Annotated in this window: 18 protein-coding genes and 1 riboswitch; of the genes, 17 read left to right on the plus strand and 1 reads right to left on the minus strand. The window is 48.7% G+C overall.

The window, feature by feature from the left end; genetic code table 11:
- The first annotated feature begins 118 nt into the window (after positions 1 to 118).
- From holA to thiT, 15 genes are all read left to right on the plus strand, one after another.
- Positions 119 to 1,162, plus strand: coding sequence for a DNA polymerase III subunit delta (gene holA, locus RDL68_RS00300; RefSeq protein ID WP_308539666.1), 1,044 nt, complete (start codon positions 119 to 121; stop codon positions 1,160 to 1,162).
- Between the two features lies 1 nt (position 1,163).
- Positions 1,164 to 2,759, plus strand: a complete 1,596-nt coding sequence (locus tag RDL68_RS00305) for an ABC transporter ATP-binding protein (RefSeq protein WP_308539667.1) — start codon at positions 1,164 to 1,166, stop codon at positions 2,757 to 2,759.
- Between the two features lie 110 nt (positions 2,760 to 2,869).
- Positions 2,870 to 3,139: a 30S ribosomal protein S20 gene (gene rpsT / locus RDL68_RS00310; protein WP_308539668.1), complete on the plus strand. Its 270-nt coding sequence runs from the start codon at positions 2,870 to 2,872 to the stop codon at positions 3,137 to 3,139.
- Between the two features lie 118 nt (positions 3,140 to 3,257).
- Positions 3,258 to 4,508, plus strand: coding sequence for a signal peptidase I (gene lepB, locus RDL68_RS00315; RefSeq protein WP_308539669.1), 1,251 nt, complete (start codon positions 3,258 to 3,260; stop codon positions 4,506 to 4,508).
- A gap of 16 nt (positions 4,509 to 4,524) precedes the next feature.
- Positions 4,525 to 5,082, plus strand: a complete 558-nt coding sequence (gene lepB, locus RDL68_RS00320) for a signal peptidase I (protein WP_308539670.1) — start codon at positions 4,525 to 4,527, stop codon at positions 5,080 to 5,082.
- A gap of 8 nt (positions 5,083 to 5,090) precedes the next feature.
- Positions 5,091 to 6,902, plus strand: coding sequence for a translation elongation factor 4 (lepA, locus tag RDL68_RS00325; protein WP_308539671.1), 1,812 nt, complete (start codon positions 5,091 to 5,093; stop codon positions 6,900 to 6,902).
- Complete coding sequence (gene hemW, locus RDL68_RS00330; protein WP_308539672.1) at positions 6,889 to 8,103, plus strand: radical SAM family heme chaperone HemW; 1,215 nt, start codon at positions 6,889 to 6,891, stop codon at positions 8,101 to 8,103. Before lepA ends, hemW begins: the two co-directional genes overlap by 14 nt.
- Positions 8,104 to 8,283: 180 nt before the next feature.
- Complete coding sequence (hrcA, locus tag RDL68_RS00335; RefSeq protein ID WP_308539673.1) at positions 8,284 to 9,306, plus strand: heat-inducible transcriptional repressor HrcA; 1,023 nt, start codon at positions 8,284 to 8,286, stop codon at positions 9,304 to 9,306.
- Positions 9,307 to 9,354: 48 nt separating this feature from the next.
- Complete coding sequence (gene grpE / locus RDL68_RS00340; protein WP_308539674.1) at positions 9,355 to 9,972, plus strand: nucleotide exchange factor GrpE; 618 nt, start codon at positions 9,355 to 9,357, stop codon at positions 9,970 to 9,972.
- 24 nt (positions 9,973 to 9,996) lie between these two features.
- Positions 9,997 to 11,847 (plus strand): molecular chaperone DnaK, encoded by a 1,851-nt coding sequence (gene dnaK / locus RDL68_RS00345; RefSeq protein ID WP_308539675.1) that lies wholly within the window; start codon positions 9,997 to 9,999, stop codon positions 11,845 to 11,847.
- Positions 11,848 to 11,946: 99 nt separating this feature from the next.
- Positions 11,947 to 13,068 carry a molecular chaperone DnaJ gene (gene dnaJ, locus RDL68_RS00350; RefSeq protein WP_308539676.1) on the plus strand — a complete coding sequence of 374 codons (1,122 nt, stop codon included), beginning with the start codon at positions 11,947 to 11,949 and terminating at the stop codon, positions 13,066 to 13,068.
- A complete protein-coding gene (gene prmA / locus RDL68_RS00355) occupies positions 13,068 to 14,114 on the plus strand; it encodes a 50S ribosomal protein L11 methyltransferase (RefSeq protein WP_308539677.1) in 1,047 nt (348 codons plus the stop codon). Before dnaJ ends, prmA begins: the two co-directional genes overlap by 1 nt.
- On the plus strand, positions 14,111 to 15,517 hold the full coding sequence (mtaB, locus tag RDL68_RS00360) for a tRNA (N(6)-L-threonylcarbamoyladenosine(37)-C(2))-methylthiotransferase MtaB (RefSeq protein WP_308539678.1): 1,407 nt from the start codon (positions 14,111 to 14,113) through the stop codon (positions 15,515 to 15,517). Before prmA ends, mtaB begins: the two co-directional genes overlap by 4 nt.
- Positions 15,514 to 16,557, plus strand: a complete 1,044-nt coding sequence (locus RDL68_RS00365) for a PTS sugar transporter subunit IIC (protein ID WP_308539679.1) — start codon at positions 15,514 to 15,516, stop codon at positions 16,555 to 16,557. The genes mtaB and RDL68_RS00365 overlap by 4 nt, the downstream gene beginning before the upstream one ends.
- 55 nt (positions 16,558 to 16,612) lie before the next feature.
- Positions 16,613 to 16,705: riboswitch (TPP riboswitch) on the plus strand.
- Between the two features lie 119 nt (positions 16,706 to 16,824).
- Entirely contained in the window at positions 16,825 to 17,433 is a 609-nt protein-coding gene (gene thiT / locus RDL68_RS00370; protein WP_308539680.1) for an energy-coupled thiamine transporter ThiT, read from the plus strand.
- A gap of 107 nt (positions 17,434 to 17,540) precedes the next feature.
- Here the strand turns inward: thiT and RDL68_RS00375 are convergent, their stop codons facing one another.
- Positions 17,541 to 17,969, minus strand: coding sequence for an Hsp20/alpha crystallin family protein (locus RDL68_RS00375; protein ID WP_308539681.1), 429 nt, complete (start codon positions 17,967 to 17,969; stop codon positions 17,541 to 17,543).
- 264 nt (positions 17,970 to 18,233) lie between these two features.
- On the opposite strand from RDL68_RS00375, the gene RDL68_RS00380 reads away from it, so the two are divergent.
- Both RDL68_RS00380 and RDL68_RS00385 read left to right on the plus strand, forming a co-directional pair.
- Positions 18,234 to 18,620, plus strand: coding sequence for a metal-dependent transcriptional regulator (locus RDL68_RS00380; RefSeq protein ID WP_308539682.1), 387 nt, complete (start codon positions 18,234 to 18,236; stop codon positions 18,618 to 18,620).
- Positions 18,620 to 19,369: an RsmE family RNA methyltransferase gene (locus RDL68_RS00385; protein ID WP_308539683.1), complete on the plus strand. Its 750-nt coding sequence runs from the start codon at positions 18,620 to 18,622 to the stop codon at positions 19,367 to 19,369. Before RDL68_RS00380 ends, RDL68_RS00385 begins: the two co-directional genes overlap by 1 nt.
- The last annotated feature ends 9 nt before the right edge of the window (positions 19,370 to 19,378 follow it).

Below are 19,378 nucleotides of genomic sequence, written 5' to 3' on the forward strand. Positions count from 1 at the left end.
AAGCAGAAGACGGCATACGAAAAATACGAAGTCTTTGAATATATCGGCGATGCCGTACATCTCTATGACCAGCTCTGGCAGGATGTAAAGAATCAGTAGGACAGGCAAAGGAGAGATCATGAATTACGTAGACTGGCTTTCCCATGTGGATCGGGGTGAACCCGGCAATGCGCTTCTTTGCTGTATTCAAGAGCCCTATCTCTGGGGCATGTTGAAAAAGGTTCTGCAAAAAGATGTGCTGGGCGGTCATTTTCTTGACTTTAACTATATATCTCTGGATGCACAAACCGTATCGCCAGAAGAATTGATTTCTGCCTTGGAAACTCTGCCGCTTATGGGAGAAAGACGTGTAGTCGTACTGGAACATGTGCCGTTACAAAAGGAAGCTCTTCAAAAGAAGGAAGCCTTATTGGCGACGCTTTGCGAAAGCGTTTTGCATCTCCCGCCGCACGTTCTTTTGGTTCTGGGTTTTGAAGGGGAGAAGCCCTTCCGCAGTAAGCTGCTCAAGCAAATGGAAGCGGATTTGCAACGCATTGCGCTTTCGCCATTGAACGAACGGGAACTGCAGCGATTTGTGACCAAACAGCTGCAGCAACGAAGCATACGTTTTGAAGAAGGTGTGCTATCGCTCATCGTAAACGCTAGTGAATATCTTGATCCGCGCGCTGCCAAAACTCTCTATGATGTGGAAAACCTGGTGGCTTCGACGGTCGCTCTGGCGAAGGACGGCTGCTTATATCGGCAGATGGTGGAAGACGCGCTCATTTCTCCGTCCGAGCGTAACATTTTCGCGCTAATGGATGCGATGAATGACCGCAATGGTGCACGCGCCTGCGCACTGATTAAGGGATATGAATCCTTGGGGGAAGACCCGTTTCGCCTGTTTTATATGGTGGTTCGCCAGATACGCAATATGATTGGGGTAAAACGTGCAGAGCGCATGCGTCTGTCTCCGCGGGACGGGCAGATGCGCTTGAAACTTTCGTCCTTTGAATACGGAAAACTGCGTCGGGGCGTACAGAACTATACGGAAGAGGAACTCATTGGATTTCACGATGATCTGTTTTCCATGGAAAAGCGTATGAAAACGCAGCTTTTTCGCCTTGAGTCAGAGCTGGAGCGCTTTGCGCTGTCTATGGAGCGCGAAAAAGGGGACTTGTAAAATGAAGACTATTTTCAACAACGGATTTAACTGGATTCGTCCTGCCATGGGAGAATTTGCTTTATCTATCCTTCTTTCTATAGGCAATGTGGTTTGTGTTGCTGTGTACCCCTATCTCCTCAGTTGGATTGTTGATCATTTTGAATCCCTAACTCCGCATGACATTTTTCGTTGTGTGGGGCTGCTCCTTTTGAGCGTTCTCTTGACGTTAGTCATTCAATATAGTAATAAAATAGTGAAAGTGCGTTTTGAAACAAAAATCATGAGTCAGCTTCGCTCTTCTTTATTTCATCAGATTCTTCGATTAGAAAACAGTACATTTCAAGCAAGTAAAATTGAGAGTTATACTACTTTCTTACTTAATGATTTAGACGACTTCTACGCCCTTTTTTTTGAAAATGGAATATATTTCTTTAGTACTTGTGTTATGCTTGCAACTTACACCGTTGTCTTATATATAATGAGTCCAGTTATGTGTGTTTTAGTTATGGGGTCTTTGCTTCTTGTACTTTTCCTCCCGTCTCTCCTTGGCAAGAACTTCGATCCACTTACCAAGAAACATATGGAGAGTAGAAAAGACTATGTGGCAAGGACGGAGGAGTTACTTCGATCGCACGAGCTTTATACGAAAGAAATGGCTGAAAAATCGGAACACTTGGAACTCATGAAACTGACGCAAATGCAGTCAAAGAAAGCCATCCTTGGTCGGTATCGTTCTCTCGTACAGATTCTATCGGGATCAACGCTTTATATTCAGCTTCTTCTTTGCTTTGGTGTCGGACTTTTCTTAGTAGTACAAGATGTCATTAGTGTTGGCGTTTTTGCCTCTTCACTCATTTATGTGGAGTATGTTTCCATGAGCTCGGTAAATCTTGTTGACGAGCTATTGGAAATGAAAAGCGCACGTGCTTACTTCCAACAAATTCAATCACTTCAAGGGAAAAAGGAGCGCTCCTTTCTATCGCTTCCTGCATTACATCAAACGCTACATCTGGAGAAGATCGCTTATCGTGTAGAAAATAAGGTCTTGCTTCACCCGATCTCGGTAACCTTTGATCCGGGAAAGAAGTATTTGATTACCGGACCCAATGGAAGTGGAAAAAGTACTCTATTAAGAATCGTAGCGGGTCTGTTAGAACCGACAGAGGGAGCGATCGTGTCGAACGGGAAACAAGGTGTAAAATTAAAGGAGAAAAAAGCACAGCGTGCCAAGGTGCAATATATTCCCCAGACGCGATATCTTTTCGAAGGAACGGTAGAGGAGAACCTTAGCTTTTTTCAGGATCAAGTAGAAAATAATATGAGCAAAAAGATGCGAGAATTAGCTGAGCGTTTTGGCTTAGGTCTTGCGATGGATTCGAAGATCGAGAAGAATGGGACAAATTTATCGGGAGGTGAGCAGGCAAAAATCAATCTCATTCGCGGTCTTATTCAGGATGCGGATTGGTATCTCATTGATGAACCGTTTAACGATGTGGACGTACTTTCTCAGAAGCGGATATTGGAATACGTGCAGTCTTTGGATGCCACTGTGATTTTGATCGCTCATGGTTTGAACGGTAATGCGTTCGATCAAGAGATTCAGTTGAATCCGTAAAAGTTTTTTTAATGGAAAGATTGCGTTCTGATTTGCATAGAGCAAAAGATTGTGGTAGACTTGTCAGGTATCGAAAAAAAGATCTCAAGCTGCCAAAGGAGGTGAGCGAATTGGCCAATATTAAATCGGCAAAAAAGAGAATTGATATCGCAAAGCGCAATCGTCTGCGTAACCGCAGCAAGCGTTCCGAGATTAAGACCTACATCAAAAAGTTTGATGCGGCATTAGAGGCGAACTCACCTCAGGAAGCGCAAGAACTGTTAAAGGTAATTGACCGAAAACTGAAGCGTGCTTCGTTAAAGAGTGCGTATTCCAAGAACGCGGCGAGTCGTGCGGTCAGCCGTTTGCAAAAGCGTTTGAATGTTGCTTCTGCGCAATAACAATCCGAAAATGCGAAAGAGTGGCTTTCTTTGCAGCCGCTCTTTTTTTATGCACTTTTTTCGTTGCTCGCTGTGCTATACTGATTGCGACGATTCTTGAATGGAGAGGCAGTGTGCGATGACCAAAGAACAAAAAAACAACCGGCGATTGCTTTCGCTGGATGACCTTTTTATGGACGAAGAACCCGAAAAAGAAACGGAAGAGGAGATTCTTCCTCCCACGGAGGACGGATTAAAGAAGGAAACGGAAAATACGGCGAAACGCGGTGCTCGTAACCTTCGCCGCTATATCCATACGCATGTTTCCGAAGAAACGAAGGAAAAACTGGAACAAGCGCAACGTGCGGAAAGAAGCGCACGCGAGGAAGAAAAGCTGAATCGCGAAGCACCTATTCCGGATGTTCTGCATACCGATGTTTTCGATGAAAAAGATCGTTTTGGCGAACCTCATATGGCAGAAGATATCAATGAAGAAGCGCCCCCTACTTCGGTCGTTACCGTGCCGCAAGACGACGCGCTGCTTACTACGCCGGAGGAAGGTTCTTCTTACGAAGAGGATGCCGAGGACTTGACGGTTGTTATTCCTCGTGTGGACGAAGAAGCCTTGGATAGGGAACAAACGCAAGTTTTTGCCGCTCTGCGTCCGGAAGATGTGCGTCAAGAGGATGATGAGGTTTTGGCAGTTGCGGACGAAGACAAGGATACGCTTTGGGAAGAACGCGACGAGGATGACCTTCAAGATACGGCAGAACAGAAAAAAGTATGGCCGTTTGCCGAAGAACCACAGCGCGAACCAGAATCTGCGCCGGCGTATGCAGATGAAGTGACCGAAGAGAAGAAGCCGGAAGCAAAAGGTTTACGAGGGGTCTTCTTCAACTGGATTCTGCCGATTTCTGTTGCTCTATTGTTGGCGATTGTGATTCGCTTTTTTATCGGCGGTGCGACTACCGTAAGCGGCACTTCCATGGAGCCGACGCTGCACAACGGCGACTTCTTGTTGGTTAGTAAAATCCCGACCTATTTTAAGAATTACAAACGCGGAGACATTCTCATTATTGACTCACCGGATCTCAATGAGTTTTATGTCAAGCGTCTGATCGGTTTACCGGGCGAAACGGTGGAAATTCAAGATGGCAAAGTATTCATCAACGGCAAGTGGATGAAAGAATATTATACCGACCAGGAAACCGTCTCGTATTCCAACGCCAAGTGGACATTGGGCAATAATGAATATTTCGTTCTGGGCGATAACCGCGGCACAGGCGCAAGTAACGATAGTCGTCTCTTTGGTCCCGTTTTGGCGGAGCATATTAAAGCGGTTTCGCGTGCGCGTATCTGGCCGATTACCAAGATGATGCTGATGTATTAACGAGAACGAGGAAAGAATGAGAACACCTACCCCTCATCACACGCCAAAACAGCGTGCGGAACGTGAAGTTAAGGCATTGGAGGCGATTCGCATTGTTGTTGTCGCTATCGCCATTGCCTTTCTGATTACTCATTTTATTGTGGCGAGTACGGTTGTGGAGGGTGCTTCCATGGAAGACACTCTTCACAACGGCGACCGCCTGTTTGTCTTTAAGCAAGGCATCACTGCGGACGGTCTAAAACGCGGCGATGTCGTTGTTTTTCATGCGCCGGACGAGAATCGTGACTATATTAAGCGCGTCATTGCCCTTCCGGATGAATACGTGCAGATTGAAGAGGGCATGGTCTATATTAATGGAAAACGCCTCGATGAACCCTATATTAATACCACCTATACGCACGCACGCGAAAAAGCGGAGTGGTTGGTGGGAAAAGACGAACTGTTTGTGATGGGGGACAATCGCCAAGAAGGCGCCAGTCGGGACAGCCGCTATTTCGGCACCATTTCGTTGCGCTCCGTTGTAGGGCGTGCGGTATTTCGCTATTTTCCATTTGATGCGTTCGGTGGATTTTAGGAGGATTCATGGGAGATCAACAAGAACACATTCGCAATTTCTGTATTATTGCGCACATTGATCACGGAAAATCCACTTTGGCAGATCGGTTGATTGAAATGACCGGCGCTGTCACGCTTCGGGAAATGAAGGAACAGCTTTTAGATTCCATGGATTTAGAGCGTGAACGTGGGATTACCATCAAATTGAAGGCGGTTCGTCTATTTTATGAAGCGGACGACGGCATCCTTTATACACTCAATCTCATCGATACGCCGGGACATGTCGATTTCAATTACGAAGTGTCAAGATCCCTTGCGGCGTGCGAGGGCGCTGTGCTCATTGTGGATGCTTCTCAGGGAGTAGAGGCGCAGACGCTCGCCAATACGTATTTAGCACTGGAAGAGGATTTGGAAATTTTACCGGTGATTAATAAGATCGATTTGCCGGGTGCCAATATCCCCATGGCAAAAGAAGAAATTGAGAATGTGTTGGGCTTTGACACCGAGGGTGTTCCGCTGATTTCCGCCAAGGCGGGAACGAATATTAAAGCGGTTCTCGAAGATATTGTGCAAAATATTCCGGCGCCATCGGGTGACCCGAAAGCGCCGCTGCAGGCGTTAATTTTTGATTCCTATTACGACCCCTATCTCGGTGTTGTGATGTTTGTGCGTGTAAAGGATGGTAAAATCACGCCGGGTATGCGCATCCGCCTCATGGCTACGGGGAAAGAATATGAAGTGGATGAGGTCGGTTATGATGCGCGCGGACACGTCCGTACAGAGGCACTTTCTACAGGCGACGTCGGCTATGTGGTTTGCTCCATTAAGACGGTAGGGGATGCCCAAGTGGGAGACACTATCACGTCGGCGGAGAATCCAGCGAAAGAGCCGCTTCCTGGCTACAAAAAAGTCGTTCCCATGGTCTATGCCGGTATTTATCCCAGTACCAATGAAGATGTCAACAGTGTGCGCGATGCCCTCGAAAAACTACAGGTTAACGATGCTGCGCTGGTTTTTGAAAAAGAAAACTCGGCAGCGCTGGGATTTGGTTTCCGCTGCGGCTTTTTAGGAATGCTGCACATGGAAGTGATTGAAGAGCGTTTAGCACGTGAGTTTAATTTGGACATTTTGGCGACCGCGCCAAGTGTTATTTATCATATTCTATTGCACAACGGCAAAGAGTACAGCATTCAAAACCCAACCGATTTTCCGGATCCGAGTGACTTGGAACGGGTGGAGGAGCCGATTGTGCGGGCGGATATCATGACACCGAAAGAGTATATCGGGACGATTATGGAATTATGCCAGGATCGGCGAGGCGTATATAAAAACATGGAATACATGGATGAACGCCGTGTGTCCATGCACTATGACATGCCCCTTAACGAGGTGATCTACGACTTTTTCGATGCGTTGAAATCCAAGACGCGCGGGTATGCGAGTTTGGATTACGAACTGCAGGGATATCAGCCGTCAGATTTGGTGAAACTGGATATTCTGGTGAATGGTGAAGTGGTGGATGCCCTTTCGCTCATCGTGCATCGGGATAAAGCGTATGAACGCGGTCGCGTGATCTGTGAACGCATGAAGAAGGAAATTCCGCGTCACCAGTTTGCTGTTCCCATTCAGGCCGCCATCGGCGCGAAGATTATCGCACGCGAGACCGTTTCCGCTTTGCGTAAAGACGTGCTTTCTAAGTGCTACGGCGGTGATATTTCACGCAAGAAGAAGTTGCTGGAAAAGCAAAAAGAAGGAAAAAAACGAATGAGCCAGATTGGCAACGTCAGCATTCCGCAGAGCGCGTTTTTGAACGTGCTGAAATACGATGAAGAAAACTGAGGATGTATTGGGCAAGAACCGCTCTGCCCGACCGCTTGGCATTTACATCCACTATCCTTTTTGCACAGAACGCTGTTTTTACTGCGATTTTTTGACATTTCCCCATGCAGAGACGCTGCAAGCGCCCTATATTTCAGCGCTAAAAAAAGAGATTGCGCATCTTGGACAAGTCGAAACGAAACAGACGAGCCCACTCTTACAGGATACTTCCTATTTTGTGGATTCTGTTTATTTTGGCGGAGGAACACCTTCTCTCCTACCGACGGAGGAATTTCTCGCCGTAGTAGAGACGCTTCGCGCAAACTTTTTTTTCGCAAACGATGTGGAAATTACCCTGGAAGTCAATCCCGGAACACTGACAGAAGAAGGACTTCGCCGCCTTCTCTCTGTCGGAGTGAACCGTTTTTCCCTTGGCGTGCAGACGATGTCCGATGCGCTATTAGCTCGTCTTGGACGCACGCATACAGCGGAAGATGTCGAACGGGACATTCGTATGCTACAGAATGCGGGCGCGAACAATGTCAATGTCGACTTTCTGCTCGGCTTGCCGGAGCAGACGCTTGCGGATATTCAAAAAGATCTCCTTTATGTTGCCCAATGGCGTGTTCAGCACGTTTCTTGGTATTCTCTTATTTTGGAAGAAAAAACCTATTTTCACTGGCAGGCGCAGCAAGGTAACCTGTCTTTGCCGGAGGAAAATCTCCTCTTGCAGGAAGAAGACGAAGTCTTGCGTACGCTTTCTTCTTTGGGTTATACGCGGTATGAAATCTCCAATTTTTCCCTTCCTTCGTATGCTTCACGCCATAATCGCAAATATTGGACGGCAGAGGAGTATCTCGGCGTTGGTGTCGGCGCAGCAAGCTATTTGAAAGGTGAACGATATCAAAATCCATCGGGCATTCATGCCTATATAAAAGAAGTGGAAGAGGGAAGGCTTCCGCAACAGCTTGTGGAGCGCACGATAAAGGAAGACCGCTTCGAACAGGTCATGATGGGATTGCGTCTGCTGGAAGGTGTTGATCGGGAAGCCTTTCTCAAGCGAAACGGCATGGATGTTCTTGCTATCGCTCCGAAGAGCATGGCAAAGGCGCAAAAAAACGGTTTGCTGTGCATTACGCCCACGCACATTGCCTTTACACGCAAAGGGTTGAACGTCCAGAACGATGTGTTGTCAGACATGTTGTGGGAGTGGGAAGGGTAACGACGAGAAAAATAAGATTTTTCCTCGCTTTTGATTGACAAAAGCGCAGAGGACTTGTATCATGATGTTAGCACTCAAAGAGATAGAGTGATAACAGAACGACAAGACAGGGAACAAAGGCGAAAAAACGGTACTTGCGCCTGTTTTGTTACGGATAGGATGAGCGGATAAGGAGGCAATATGGACGAACGAAAACTTTTCATTTTGGGCGCCATTTTGCAATCCTATATCAATGAAGGGCAGCCTATCGGGTCTCGTACATTGCGACGCGATTATGAGATGAATATCTCCGCCGCCACCATACGCAACGAGATGAGTGACTTGGAACACATGGGTTATCTGGAAAAAGCACATACTTCTTCCGGACGTATTCCGGTGGAAAAGGCGTATCGCTGGTATGTGAATGAACTGTTGCGCCGAGGAGATGAACCGGAACCGATTTCTGCCATCAGCAGCCGGAGTTTACTCAAGCAATCCTATGACCCCGAAAATCTGCTGGATCAGGCGCTCACCATTCTTTCCGATTTAACGGACAGCGTCGCCTTTGCTATTTTGCCGGCGCGAACAGAAGACGTTATTGAGAAGATTCGTTTTCTGCCTCTCTCGTCCCATGAGTTGCTCACGGTTACGGTGTTTAACACGCGTTTCGTGGACACCGAGCTGATTCATCTCGATGCCGATTACAGCAAAGAACGTCTTGAACGTTTGGGGGAGATCTTCCAGGAACTGTTTGAAGGACATCGTCTCTGCGACGTTTCCGCTTTTCTGCAGTCGGAGTATTTCAGCGGCAAAGTGGTTCACGGCAATTTGATGAGTGAACTGGTTCCGACATTGATTGAGCGGTTGAACGCTACGCATGGGGAACGGGTTGTATTTCAAGGAATGGCAAAATGGCTGCACTTTGTTGAGGGAAGCGATTTGCCGGACGCACTGCAGTTTCTCGAAGAATTGCGCGATAATCCCGACTTTTTAGGGCTGCTTGATCAAATTTCTCCCGAAAAGGGGATGATGGTTCGCATCGGCTCCGAGAATGAATTGCCCTTGCTCAACCGCGCCTCGCTCATTGCAACACCATTTCGCGTACATGGCGACGTGTATGGCGCGTTGGGGATTATCGGTCCGTTACGTCTGCATTATCGCAATGTCATCGGTCATGTGCGCCGTATCGGTAAATATCTCGATTCCATCACAGGACGAGAATAAGAAAGAATTTCGGCGGTGGGGAAAGAAAGACCGCGGAAAGGAGGAAGCATGAAGAATAAGAAAAACAAGGTGACCGTAGAAGAAATGCTTCACGAAGAAGAGCCGGTCGAAAAAGAGATTGACGACACAGCCGTTGAAGGGGAAGAGGCCGAAAGTCAAAACGCGGTTGAAGAAGAGAACGCCACAGAAGAAAATTTTGAAACCGAAGTGGATGATGCTGAAAAAGCATCGGCGAACGAAATGGAAAATCCGGAACAGGAAGAAATTGCGCAGCGGTATCTACGCTTGCAGGCGGATTTTCAGAATTATAAACGTCGCAGCGAAGAGGAACAGAAAAATACCGTTCGTTATGCCAATGAGCGCTTAATCCTTCAGTTCCTTGATGTGGTGGATAATTTTGAACGAGCGCTGGCGACCGAAAAGGAACACGACAATTTTTATCTGGGCATGGAAATGATTCATGCGCAGTTACGCGAGATATTGGAAAAGAACGGGGTGGAAGCCGTTGTGGCGGATGGCGAAGCCTTTGACCCGAATCTGCATCATGCGGTGCTTACCGAAGAGAGTGCGGAAGTCGAGGAAGGACACGTTATCGAAACCCTGCAGACAGGATATATGTTGAATGGAAAATTGATTCGGCCCGCCATGGTAAAAGTGGCGAAATAGGGCTGAGCGACAAGGAGGAAAAGTATGGGAAAAATTATCGGTATTGACTTGGGAACGACGAACTCGGCAGTGGCGATTATGGAAGGTGGTCAGGCGACCATTATTCCGAATGCGGAGGGCAATCGCACCACGCCGTCTGTTGTAGCGTTTACAAAAGATGGCGAGCGCTTGGTCGGCGAAACGGCTAAACGACAGGCCATTATGAATCCGGATCGCACGATTGCTTCGATTAAACGCGATATGGGAACAGACCGCAAGGTTACCATTGACGGCAAAGCGTATACGCCGCAGGAGATTTCTGCCATGACGTTGCAGAAGCTGAAAGCCGACGCGGAAAGTTATCTTGGACAGTCGGTTTCCGAAGCGGTCATCACTGTTCCGGCGTATTTTACGGATGCGCAGCGTCAGGCGACGAAGGATGCCGGAAAAATTGCTGGCTTGGATGTCAAGCGTATCATCAACGAACCGACGGCTGCGGCGCTGGCTTACGGTGTCGATAAAGACGAAGAATCTTCCAAGATTATGGTATTCGACTTGGGCGGTGGTACGTTCGATGTTTCCATTTTGGAAGTGGGCGACGGCGTGTTTGAAGTGCTTTCCACGCGCGGAAACAACCGTTTGGGTGGCGATGACTTCGATAACGCCCTGATGGACTACATTGCGGAAGACTTTAAGAAAGAAAATGGTGTGGATTTGCGTTTAGATCCTACCAGCGATCAGCGTTTGAAGGATGCTGCGGAAAAGGCGAAGAAAGAGCTTTCGAGCGCCATGACATCGACCATTAATCTGCCCTTCATCACGGCAGTCAACGGTCAGCCGGTGCATCTTAACATGTCGGTGACTCGCGCGAAGTTTGAAGAGCTTATCGCTCCCATCGTGAAAAAGACGGAAGAGCCGGTGCTTAACGCCTTAAAGGATGCCAATCTCACGGCTTCCGACCTGAATAAGGTTTTGCTCGTCGGCGGTTCTACCCGTGTTCCGATGGTGCAGGATCTGGTAAAGAAGCTCACGGGAAAAGATCCGCAGAAAGATATCAATCCGGACGAGTGTGTGGCTCTTGGCGCGGCGGTTCAGGGCGGTGTGCTGACCGGCGAAGTAAAAGACTTGCTTCTGTTGGATGTCACCCCTCTGTCATTGGGGCTGGAAACGCTCGGCGGCGTTACGACCGTATTAATTCCGCGCAATACCACGATTCCGACGAAGAAGAGCCAAACCTTCACGACGGCGGCGGATAACCAGACTTCGGTAGATATCCATGTTCTGCAAGGGGAACGTGAAATGGCGGCGGATAATACGACACTGGGTCGTTTCCAGCTTTCGGGAATTCCTGCGGCACGCCGCGGTATTCCGCAAATTGAAGTCACCTTCGATATTGATGCCAACGGCATCGTCAATGTCAGCGCCAAAGACATGGGAACGGGCAAAGAACAGAAGATTACCATCACATCTTCCACGCATCTTTCGGATGAGGAAATTGACCGTCGTGTAAAAGAGGCGGAGCAATTTGCCGAGGAGGATAAGAAGAAAAAAGAGCTTATCGAAGTCAAAAATCAGGCGGAGTCACTGATTTATCAGACGGAAAACACGCTCAAGGAACTGGGCGATAAAGTGGCAGAAGACGAAAAGAAAAAGGTAGAAGAGAAGATTACGGCGCTTAAAGATGTCGTCGGAAGCGAAAATCTGGATGACATTAAAAAACGTACAGAAGCACTTACCGGTGAATTGAATACACTTTCGCAGAAATTGTACGCACAAGCCGGTCAACAAGCAGGCGAAGCCAATGCAGAAGCAGGTGCGCAGGGTGCCGGTCAAGGGGATGATGTTGTCGATGCGGATTATGAAGTCGTCGATGAAGAGGAACCCAAAGACAATTAAACTAAACGCCGGGAACATAAAGAAAGGGCACCTTGGTGCCCTTTTCTTTGTGTAAACTTTCGATTACAATGACTCTTTAGTGTAAGAAAGGAGCCGACTTTGCAAGATCCGTATGAAGTCCTCGGCGTAAAACGCGACGCCGAAATTGGCGATATCAAAAAAGCATATCGTCGAAAAGCGAAACAGTACCATCCTGACCTTAATCCGGGAGATGAAAAGGCAGCAAAAAAGTTTAATGATTTAAGCGAGGCGTACGGCATTCTGCAGGATCCGGAAAAACGTCGGCTTTATGATACCTACGGCGAGGCCGCTTTTGAGAATGGCATGAACGGTGGTACGGGTGGCTTCGGCTTTGATATGAATGATATTTTCGGCGACTTATTCGGCGATTTATTCGGTAGACGTTCTTCTGGCGTGCAAGATAGTCACCGTGCCCGTCGCGGTGCAGATATCCGTAAAGAATTGCAGCTTAGCTTTCGCGAGGCGTATTTCGGTGTAGAAAAGACGATAACCATTCGGCGAGAAAGTGAATGCAGTCACTGTCATGGTACAGGCGCAAAGGATGGGACTGCTAAAAAAACATGTCCGACCTGTCATGGAAATGGTGTAGTGAATCGGGAAGTGCATACCCCTTTCGGGCGCATGATTCAACAGGTCACGTGCAGCACCTGCAATGGGCGTGGCGAAATCATTGAAGAGACGTGTCCGCATTGCCACGGTCAGGGAAGAGAGATCGAAAATCGCACACTTTCGGTGAAAATTCCTGCCGGCGTGGCGGATGGCAATATATTGCCGATGCGCGGTCAGGGTCATGGTGGTGCAAATGGTGGACCGGCAGGCGATGTCTATATCGTTCTTCGGGTTGCGCTATCTGCATTTTACGAACGCCATGGCAATGACCTGTATTTTGAGTTGCCTATCTCCTTTGTGCAAGCCACGTTGGGCGATGAGGTGGAAGTGCCGACCATGGAAGGAAAAGAAACGTTCCGCATTCCGAAGGGAACACAAACGGGCACCCGTTTTACACTTGTGGGGAAGGGCGTCCCCGATGTGCGCTCTAAGAGAAGAGGGGATTTGCATTTCGTCGTGGATATTCAAACGCCGACACACCTCAATGAAGAACAAGCGGAGGCTCTTCGTGCGTATGCCAAAGTGATGGGCGATACGGTCGAGGAAAAGCAGAAGAATTTCTGGGAAAAGGTAAAGGAACTATTTGACTGATGCAAGAGACGTTTTTACAAGTGACCATGATCTATTCCCGACAATGGGAAGAGACGGCGGAAGCTCTTCTTGCCGAAAGCGACACGCTGGGCACGCAAACGCTCGATTCGGCGACGGTTGCCCAGTATGAGGCGCATCATCCGGACTGGGAACTTGCTGATGCAAAGGCCTTGCACGCCGCTTGGCAGCGTGAGGTGCAGCAGGCGACAGAGGAGACGGCGGAGGAGGACGAAGTTATACAGCTGGTCTTCTTCTCGGATGATGCTTATGGTCATCAGGCATTGGAACGTTTGGAACGCCTCTGCTATGAGCAATATGGCGGTGAAATTCGCATCCTGCAAGAAAAGCGAGTAGACAACTCGCATTGGGAAGAAGAATGGAAAAAGACGTATCGTCCTCTTTCTCTCGGAAAGACCATGGAGATTGTTCCTTCTTGGTTGGAACCGACCGACACGACGCGCCTTCCTATTTTTATTGAGCCGGGCATGGCATTTGGCACGGGCACGCATGAAACAACGGCATTGTGTCTCGAGGCATTGGAACGCTTATCCTTAGCAGAAAAGAGTGGACTTGATCTCGGAACGGGTTCGGGGATTCTTGCCATCTATATGAAAAAACGAGGGATGCGCGAGGTACTTGCTACGGACATCAGTGCGGATGCTTTGCGTTCTGCGCGGAACAATGCAAAACGAAATCAGGTTGACATTCTCTTTCTCGAGAGTGATTTGCTTGCCAACGTAGAGGGGCGATTTGACGTTTTGGTATCCAATATTTTGGCAGAACCTCTGCTGCGTTTGCTGCCTGATGTATCGCGTGTGCTGAATCCCAAGGCGAACCTTGTGCTTTCCGGACTTCTGGCAACGCAACAGGAAGAGATTTGCTCTGCTTTATCCAAATTGGGCTTTCTGATTACGCGCCAAACGGTTATGGGCGAGTGGGCAAGTGTAGAAGCCGTTGCTCCAACGACGGAAAAAATCGATGCGAAGGAGCAAAACGATGCCTCCGGTGCAACGAAGGGCAAAACGAACGAGACGATGCCATCATGAAGCGTGTCAAATTCCATACATTGGGCTGTAAAGTCAATCAATATGAAACGGAAGCCATGGAAGAACTTTTCCTGCAGGAAGGATACCATCTTGCCGAAGAAGGGCAACCGGCGGATGTCGTTGTCATCAACACCTGTACGGTGACGCATACCTCAGATGCAAAAAGTCGCCAGCAAGTGCGCAAGATGAAACGGGAGAATCCTCATGCGGTCATTGCGGTAGTGGGGTGCTATGCGCAGGTGGCGGCAGAGGCGCTCTCCACCCTTCCGGAAGTGGATATTCTTCTTGGCACAAAGGGGCGACAACGTCTGCCTTCCTTAGTAGAAAAGGTAAGACAAACGGGAGAACAACAAATCGCGGTGCAAAACCTCGAGGAAGTAACGGATTTCGATGCGCTGACGATTGAAACGGAACAATCTACGACGCGTGCGACGCTAAAAATTCAGGAAGGTTGCGATATGTTTTGTTCGTATTGCATCATTCCCTACGCCCGTGGGCATATCGCTTCGCGCCCTTTTCCGTCCATCGTAGAAGAAGCGAAGACGCTTGCCCAAAAAGGGTTCAAAGAGTTGGTTCTCACCGGCATCCACGTCGCCAGTTACGGGAAAGAGCCCCATTTTCGTGCGCAATCGCCGGATACGGAGCTTACGGATGTTATTGAAGCGGTAGCGGCTATTCCGGAAATTCATCGCATTCGCCTGTCGAGCATCGAGCCGCGGTGGGTAACACGAGAGAAACTCGAACGTTTGGCGGCTACGGAAAAACTTTGTCCGCACTTTCATCTCTCCTTGCAAAGCGGATCGGATCGCATTCTCCAAAAAATGAATCGACAGTATACAACCGCACTGTATGCCGAAAAGGTAGAAGCCATTCGCCGCATCTTTCCGGATGCCGGATTGACAACGGATGTCATCGTTGGTTTTCCGGAGGAACGAGAAGAAGATTTTCAAGACACGATGACATTTACCCGCGAGATCGGTTTTTCCCGTATGCACATTTTTCCGTATTCGCCGCGACGGGGCACTCCTGCGGCGCTTTTTACCGGGCAGATCGATGCCGCAGTAAAGAAGGAACGTGCCGCTCGGCTGGCGGAGCAGGAAATCACTATGCGGCATGCTTTTATGGAGCACATGGTCGGGAAAACCGTCTCGGTACTCACGGAAGAAAAACGGGACGAAAAGGGACGCTATAGTGGCTATTCAGGGAATTACCTGCGCGTCGCTATAGGCACGGAGAAGGAGAAAGTAAAATTCTCCCGAGAGGAAACGCCGGATGGTGGACAGGATGCTTCCGCTTTCGTGTCGCCTGCACCGGTTGTCAATCAGATTTATCCTGTACGCATTTTGCGACGGGATGGAGAGGAACTGGTCGGGGTAACGACCGAAAAGGAGAAGGACGCATGAAAAATACGCTACATCCCATTCGTGACTATTGGACGACGGTGTTAAATGGGATGGCTTGGGGGTTGTTTTCCTCGTTACTCATCGGGTTAATCATTAAACAGATAGGAACGCTCGCACATATTCCGCTATTGGTCACCATGGGAACGATCGCACAAAAGCTCATGGGTCCGGCCATTGGTGTCGGAATTGCTGCGGTATTGGACGCTCCTGCGTTGGTCACCCTCTCCGCTGTAGTATTAGGTGCGCTTGGTGCAGGCAGTATTACCGTCGATGCGACAGGTGTAGCTTCTATAGGCATTGGCGAGCCTGTTGGCGCTTTTGTCGCTGCGCTTGCCGGGGTAGAAGTTGGTCGCCGTGTTGCGGGAAAAACACCTGTCGATATTGTACTTGTGCCTTTCGTGACCATCGTTACGGGCGGTCTGGTCGGCTTTTTCTTAGCACCGTATATTTCCAATATGATGAATGGTTTGGGGGATCTCATTAACCGTGCTACGCAGCTGCAGCCCATCCCGATGGGGATTGTCTTGAGTGTTGTCATGGGGATGATTCTCACACTGCCGATTTCCAGTGCGGCACTATCGATTTCTCTTGGCCTTTCCGGGCTGGCTGCCGGCGCGGCAACAGTAGGATGTTGCTGCAATATGATCGGTTTTGCGATTATTTCCTATCGGGATAACGGATTTGGCGGAAGTCTGGCGCAGGGCATTGGAACCTCTATGCTGCAAATGCCCAACATCATCAAAAAACCGATTGTATGGCTTCCTGCCATCGTTTCTTCGGCAATTTTGGGCCCGATTTCCACGGCGGTTTTGGGGATGACCTCCAACGCTTCCGGCGCGGGCATGGGCACCAGTGGATTGGTTGGTCAGTTTGCGATGCTGGATGTGATGGGGCATTCTCCCTCTGTGCTGTTGCAAATGGGGATAATGCACTTTTTCGCTCCGGCGCTGCTTTCGTATGCGGTGTATCGGTTCATGTGCCGACAAGGGTGGATTTCCTCTGGAGACCTCCGGTTGGCATTTGGTAAGCGAGAGAAGTAGGAAAAGTGGCATAGCTTGCAGAAAGAATCAAATACCGATAAAATATTCTTAATTCAATATCGACTGGGGGTGCTACGGCTGAGAGGTGAAAACCAACCCTAAACCTGATCTATGTAATGATAGCGGAGGGAAGTTCGAGTGAATTCATTAAGAATTCCGTAACGCCGCTCTGCGGCGTTTTTCTTTTCCCGATATTGAACGGCTGTATGGGATTCTCCTATGACGCTAAGGCGTTGGAATAGGGAATCGAAAAAACAAGGAGGAAACATGGCGGAACAAACAGTAAACATGCCGAACAAAAACGGCATTTCGACGCGCATGGTGGCGGAAGCGGGGTTGATGATTGCCTTAGCGAAGATTCTATCGTTTATCAAACTCTTTGAGATGCCGATGGGCGGAAGTGTCACCTTAGCGTCCATGGCGCCGATCCTTTTCTTTGCCATTCGTTGGGGATGGAAAAAGGGGCTTTTGGTCGGTTTGGTCTATGGATTGGTGGACTATCTTTTGGGGGGCTATACCGTGCATCCGTTGCAGGTGTTGCTGGATTATCCATTGGCATACATGATGCTCGGCTTTGCCGGATTGCAACGCGCCTCGGAAAGCGATAGTTTTTTTTCGCATTTGCCTTCGCTCATTCTTGCGGTGGCTCTTCGTCTTGCCATGCATGTGCTTTCGGGCTGCGTGTTCTATTCTACGATTGACTTTACAGAGGCAGGCGCATCACTGTCACAGGCATTCACGCTTTCTAATATGGGCGCTGGCTTTGTCTACAGTCTGCAATATAACGGCGCATTTTTGGGAGCGGATTTTCTCATTTGTCTTGTTGTGCTTGCCCTTGTCTGGCAGCCACTACGAAAGCGCCTGCGTCGCATTTGACAGATACGGAAAATAACGGATGGGAAAGCGGTAATAAAAAGGAAGCTCGGATTTTTCGAGCTTCCTTTTTTATTCCAAAACAAGTTTTTTACCGAGAAAGAGAAGCGTTATTGAATCGTGATGGACTTTCTCTTCGTTACTTCCTGTGCAAAGGGCAACTCTACGCGCAGGACGCCGTTTTCTAAACCGGCATGGATGGATTCCTCATCAATGTCGCCAAGACGAATCCGGCGAGAGCTGTTGACCATGCGACGCTCGCGGTGCAGAAAATGCTTTTCTTTGTCGCTCTCTTGCGTTTCCCCTTCCTGATGAACGGAGATAGTCAATACGCCTTCTTCCACTTCGACATCCACGTTTTCTTTTGTCATGCCGGGAAGATCCGCCGTGACAATGTATTTATCTTCTTCTTTTTCTACATCTACTCGGAACGAATCGTAAGAGGGGTCCTCAATGCCGCCTTTGAAAAAATCCTCAATCATGTTGTTCATGACATCTAAGCCGGGCGACAATGTCGTTCTATACGGTACCAGTTTCATACGGTCTCCTTTCCTCCCTATGGGAGCGATACACATTAGTTCGTTGAGAGGCTCTCAACTTGTCTTTATTATACCATCTTTGACTTTAATGTCAAGAGAAATTAGCACTCATAGAAACAGAGTGATAATACGAGGATAAAGCGTTACTCGTAAAGAAAAGTACGCAAAACGACAAGCTTTTCGTGAAGAATGCCGCAGTTAGGGTAAACTGGTAGCAAACATAAAAAGGACGGAGGGTTTTCCCTTCCGTACAGAGGAGGCACTATGCATAATATACATGACTCGGAAGAAAACTATCTCGAAGCCATTGTTGTGCTTGAGCGTGAGGTAGGGGTTGTGCGTTCTATAGATGTTGCCAACCATCTCGATTTGAGCCGTGCGTCGGTAAGCAACGCAATGAAGAAGCTGGAACAGGAAGGGCATGTGACCATGCAAGAAGATGGTTCGCTGACCCTTTCTTCCTCAGGAAGGGCCATCGGGGAAGAGATTGATTTGCGCCACCGCACGTTGAAGGATTGGTTTTTGCATGTCGGCGTATCGCCGGAGGTTGCAGAAGACGATGCCTGTAAAGTGGAACATGCCATTTCAGCGGAGACATTCACCTGTCTACGGGCGTATTTTGACAATAATATTCGGGAATCGAAAAAGTAATGCAGCAGTTTTTTCTTCCTGAGCCGCTGGCTCTTGGTCAACAAGTCGTCTTTCCTGCCGAGATGGAAAGTCAGCTTCGTCGCGTGCTTCGTGTACGAGGGGGAGAGGTGGTGCGCATCGTGGACGGGCAAGGCATTCCTTTTCTCGCGCGACTAATCGTCAATAAAAAGAGTATTGTGGCGCAGTGCGTGGAACGCCTGCAGGAAAAGCGGGAACTTGTCACACCGCTGATTTTGGCTGCTGCACGTATTAAAAAAGAAAAATGGGAATGGATGCTTCAAAAAGCGACTGAGCTGGGAGTTACGGCTATCCTGCCCCTCATTACGGAACGGGTGAACGAGGCGGAACCAACACCGACCCGTCTTGTTCGCTGGAAGCGGATTTTGCAGGAAGCGGCGGAACAGTGCGAGCGGCATTGTATTCCGACTTTACAGGACGATCTTTCTTTGCCTGCACTACTTAGCAGCCTTCGTGAGAAAAACGACAAGCAAGCCATTGTGCTGGCGGAACGCCACGATGAAAAAGCACCGTCGTTAAGCGATGTACTTAAGCGAGTGGAACCGGAAAAGGCGATTGTGCTAATTGTCGGTCCAGAAGGGGGCTTTTCTCCGGATGAGTTTTCACAGATGACGGAAGCCGGCTTGCTCTTTGCCGGTCTCGGACCGCGCATTCTTCGCGCAGAAACGGCAGCGATAGTAAGCGTCGGCATGGCTGCACAGTGGTTAGAAGCAAAAGAAGGACTTCGCTAAAAGCGAAGT

The organism is uncultured Murdochiella sp., assembly GCF_902488755.1.
In the GTDB taxonomy this organism is placed as follows: Bacteria; Bacillota; Clostridia; order Tissierellales; family Peptoniphilaceae; genus Murdochiella.

Excerpts from the sequence above, each read along its gene's own strand:
- RDL68_RS00365 (WP_308539679.1), top strand. The coding sequence starts at position 15,514 with ATGAAAAATACGCTACATCCCATTCGTGACTATTGGACGACGGTGTTA.
- grpE (WP_308539674.1), top strand. The coding sequence starts at position 9,355 with ATGAAGAATAAGAAAAACAAGGTGACCGTAGAAGAAATGCTTCACGAA.
- lepB (WP_308539669.1), top strand. The coding sequence starts at position 3,258 with ATGACCAAAGAACAAAAAAACAACCGGCGATTGCTTTCGCTGGATGAC.
- RDL68_RS00305 (WP_308539667.1), top strand. The coding sequence starts at position 1,164 with ATGAAGACTATTTTCAACAACGGATTTAACTGGATTCGTCCTGCCATG.
- RDL68_RS00380 (WP_308539682.1), top strand. The coding sequence starts at position 18,234 with ATGCATAATATACATGACTCGGAAGAAAACTATCTCGAAGCCATTGTT.
- holA (WP_308539666.1), top strand. The coding sequence starts at position 119 with ATGAATTACGTAGACTGGCTTTCCCATGTGGATCGGGGTGAACCCGGC.
- RDL68_RS00375 (WP_308539681.1), bottom strand. The coding sequence starts at position 17,969 with ATGAAACTGGTACCGTATAGAACGACATTGTCGCCCGGCTTAGATGTC.
- dnaK (WP_308539675.1), top strand. The coding sequence starts at position 9,997 with ATGGGAAAAATTATCGGTATTGACTTGGGAACGACGAACTCGGCAGTG.
- prmA (WP_308539677.1), top strand. The coding sequence starts at position 13,068 with ATGCAAGAGACGTTTTTACAAGTGACCATGATCTATTCCCGACAATGG.
- thiT (WP_308539680.1), top strand. The coding sequence starts at position 16,825 with ATGGCGGAACAAACAGTAAACATGCCGAACAAAAACGGCATTTCGACG.
- RDL68_RS00385 (WP_308539683.1), top strand. The coding sequence starts at position 18,620 with ATGCAGCAGTTTTTTCTTCCTGAGCCGCTGGCTCTTGGTCAACAAGTC.
- mtaB (WP_308539678.1), top strand. The coding sequence starts at position 14,111 with ATGAAGCGTGTCAAATTCCATACATTGGGCTGTAAAGTCAATCAATAT.
- lepA (WP_308539671.1), top strand. The coding sequence starts at position 5,091 with ATGGGAGATCAACAAGAACACATTCGCAATTTCTGTATTATTGCGCAC.
- hrcA (WP_308539673.1), top strand. The coding sequence starts at position 8,284 with ATGGACGAACGAAAACTTTTCATTTTGGGCGCCATTTTGCAATCCTAT.
- hemW (WP_308539672.1), top strand. The coding sequence starts at position 6,889 with ATGAAGAAAACTGAGGATGTATTGGGCAAGAACCGCTCTGCCCGACCG.
- lepB (WP_308539670.1), top strand. The coding sequence starts at position 4,525 with ATGAGAACACCTACCCCTCATCACACGCCAAAACAGCGTGCGGAACGT.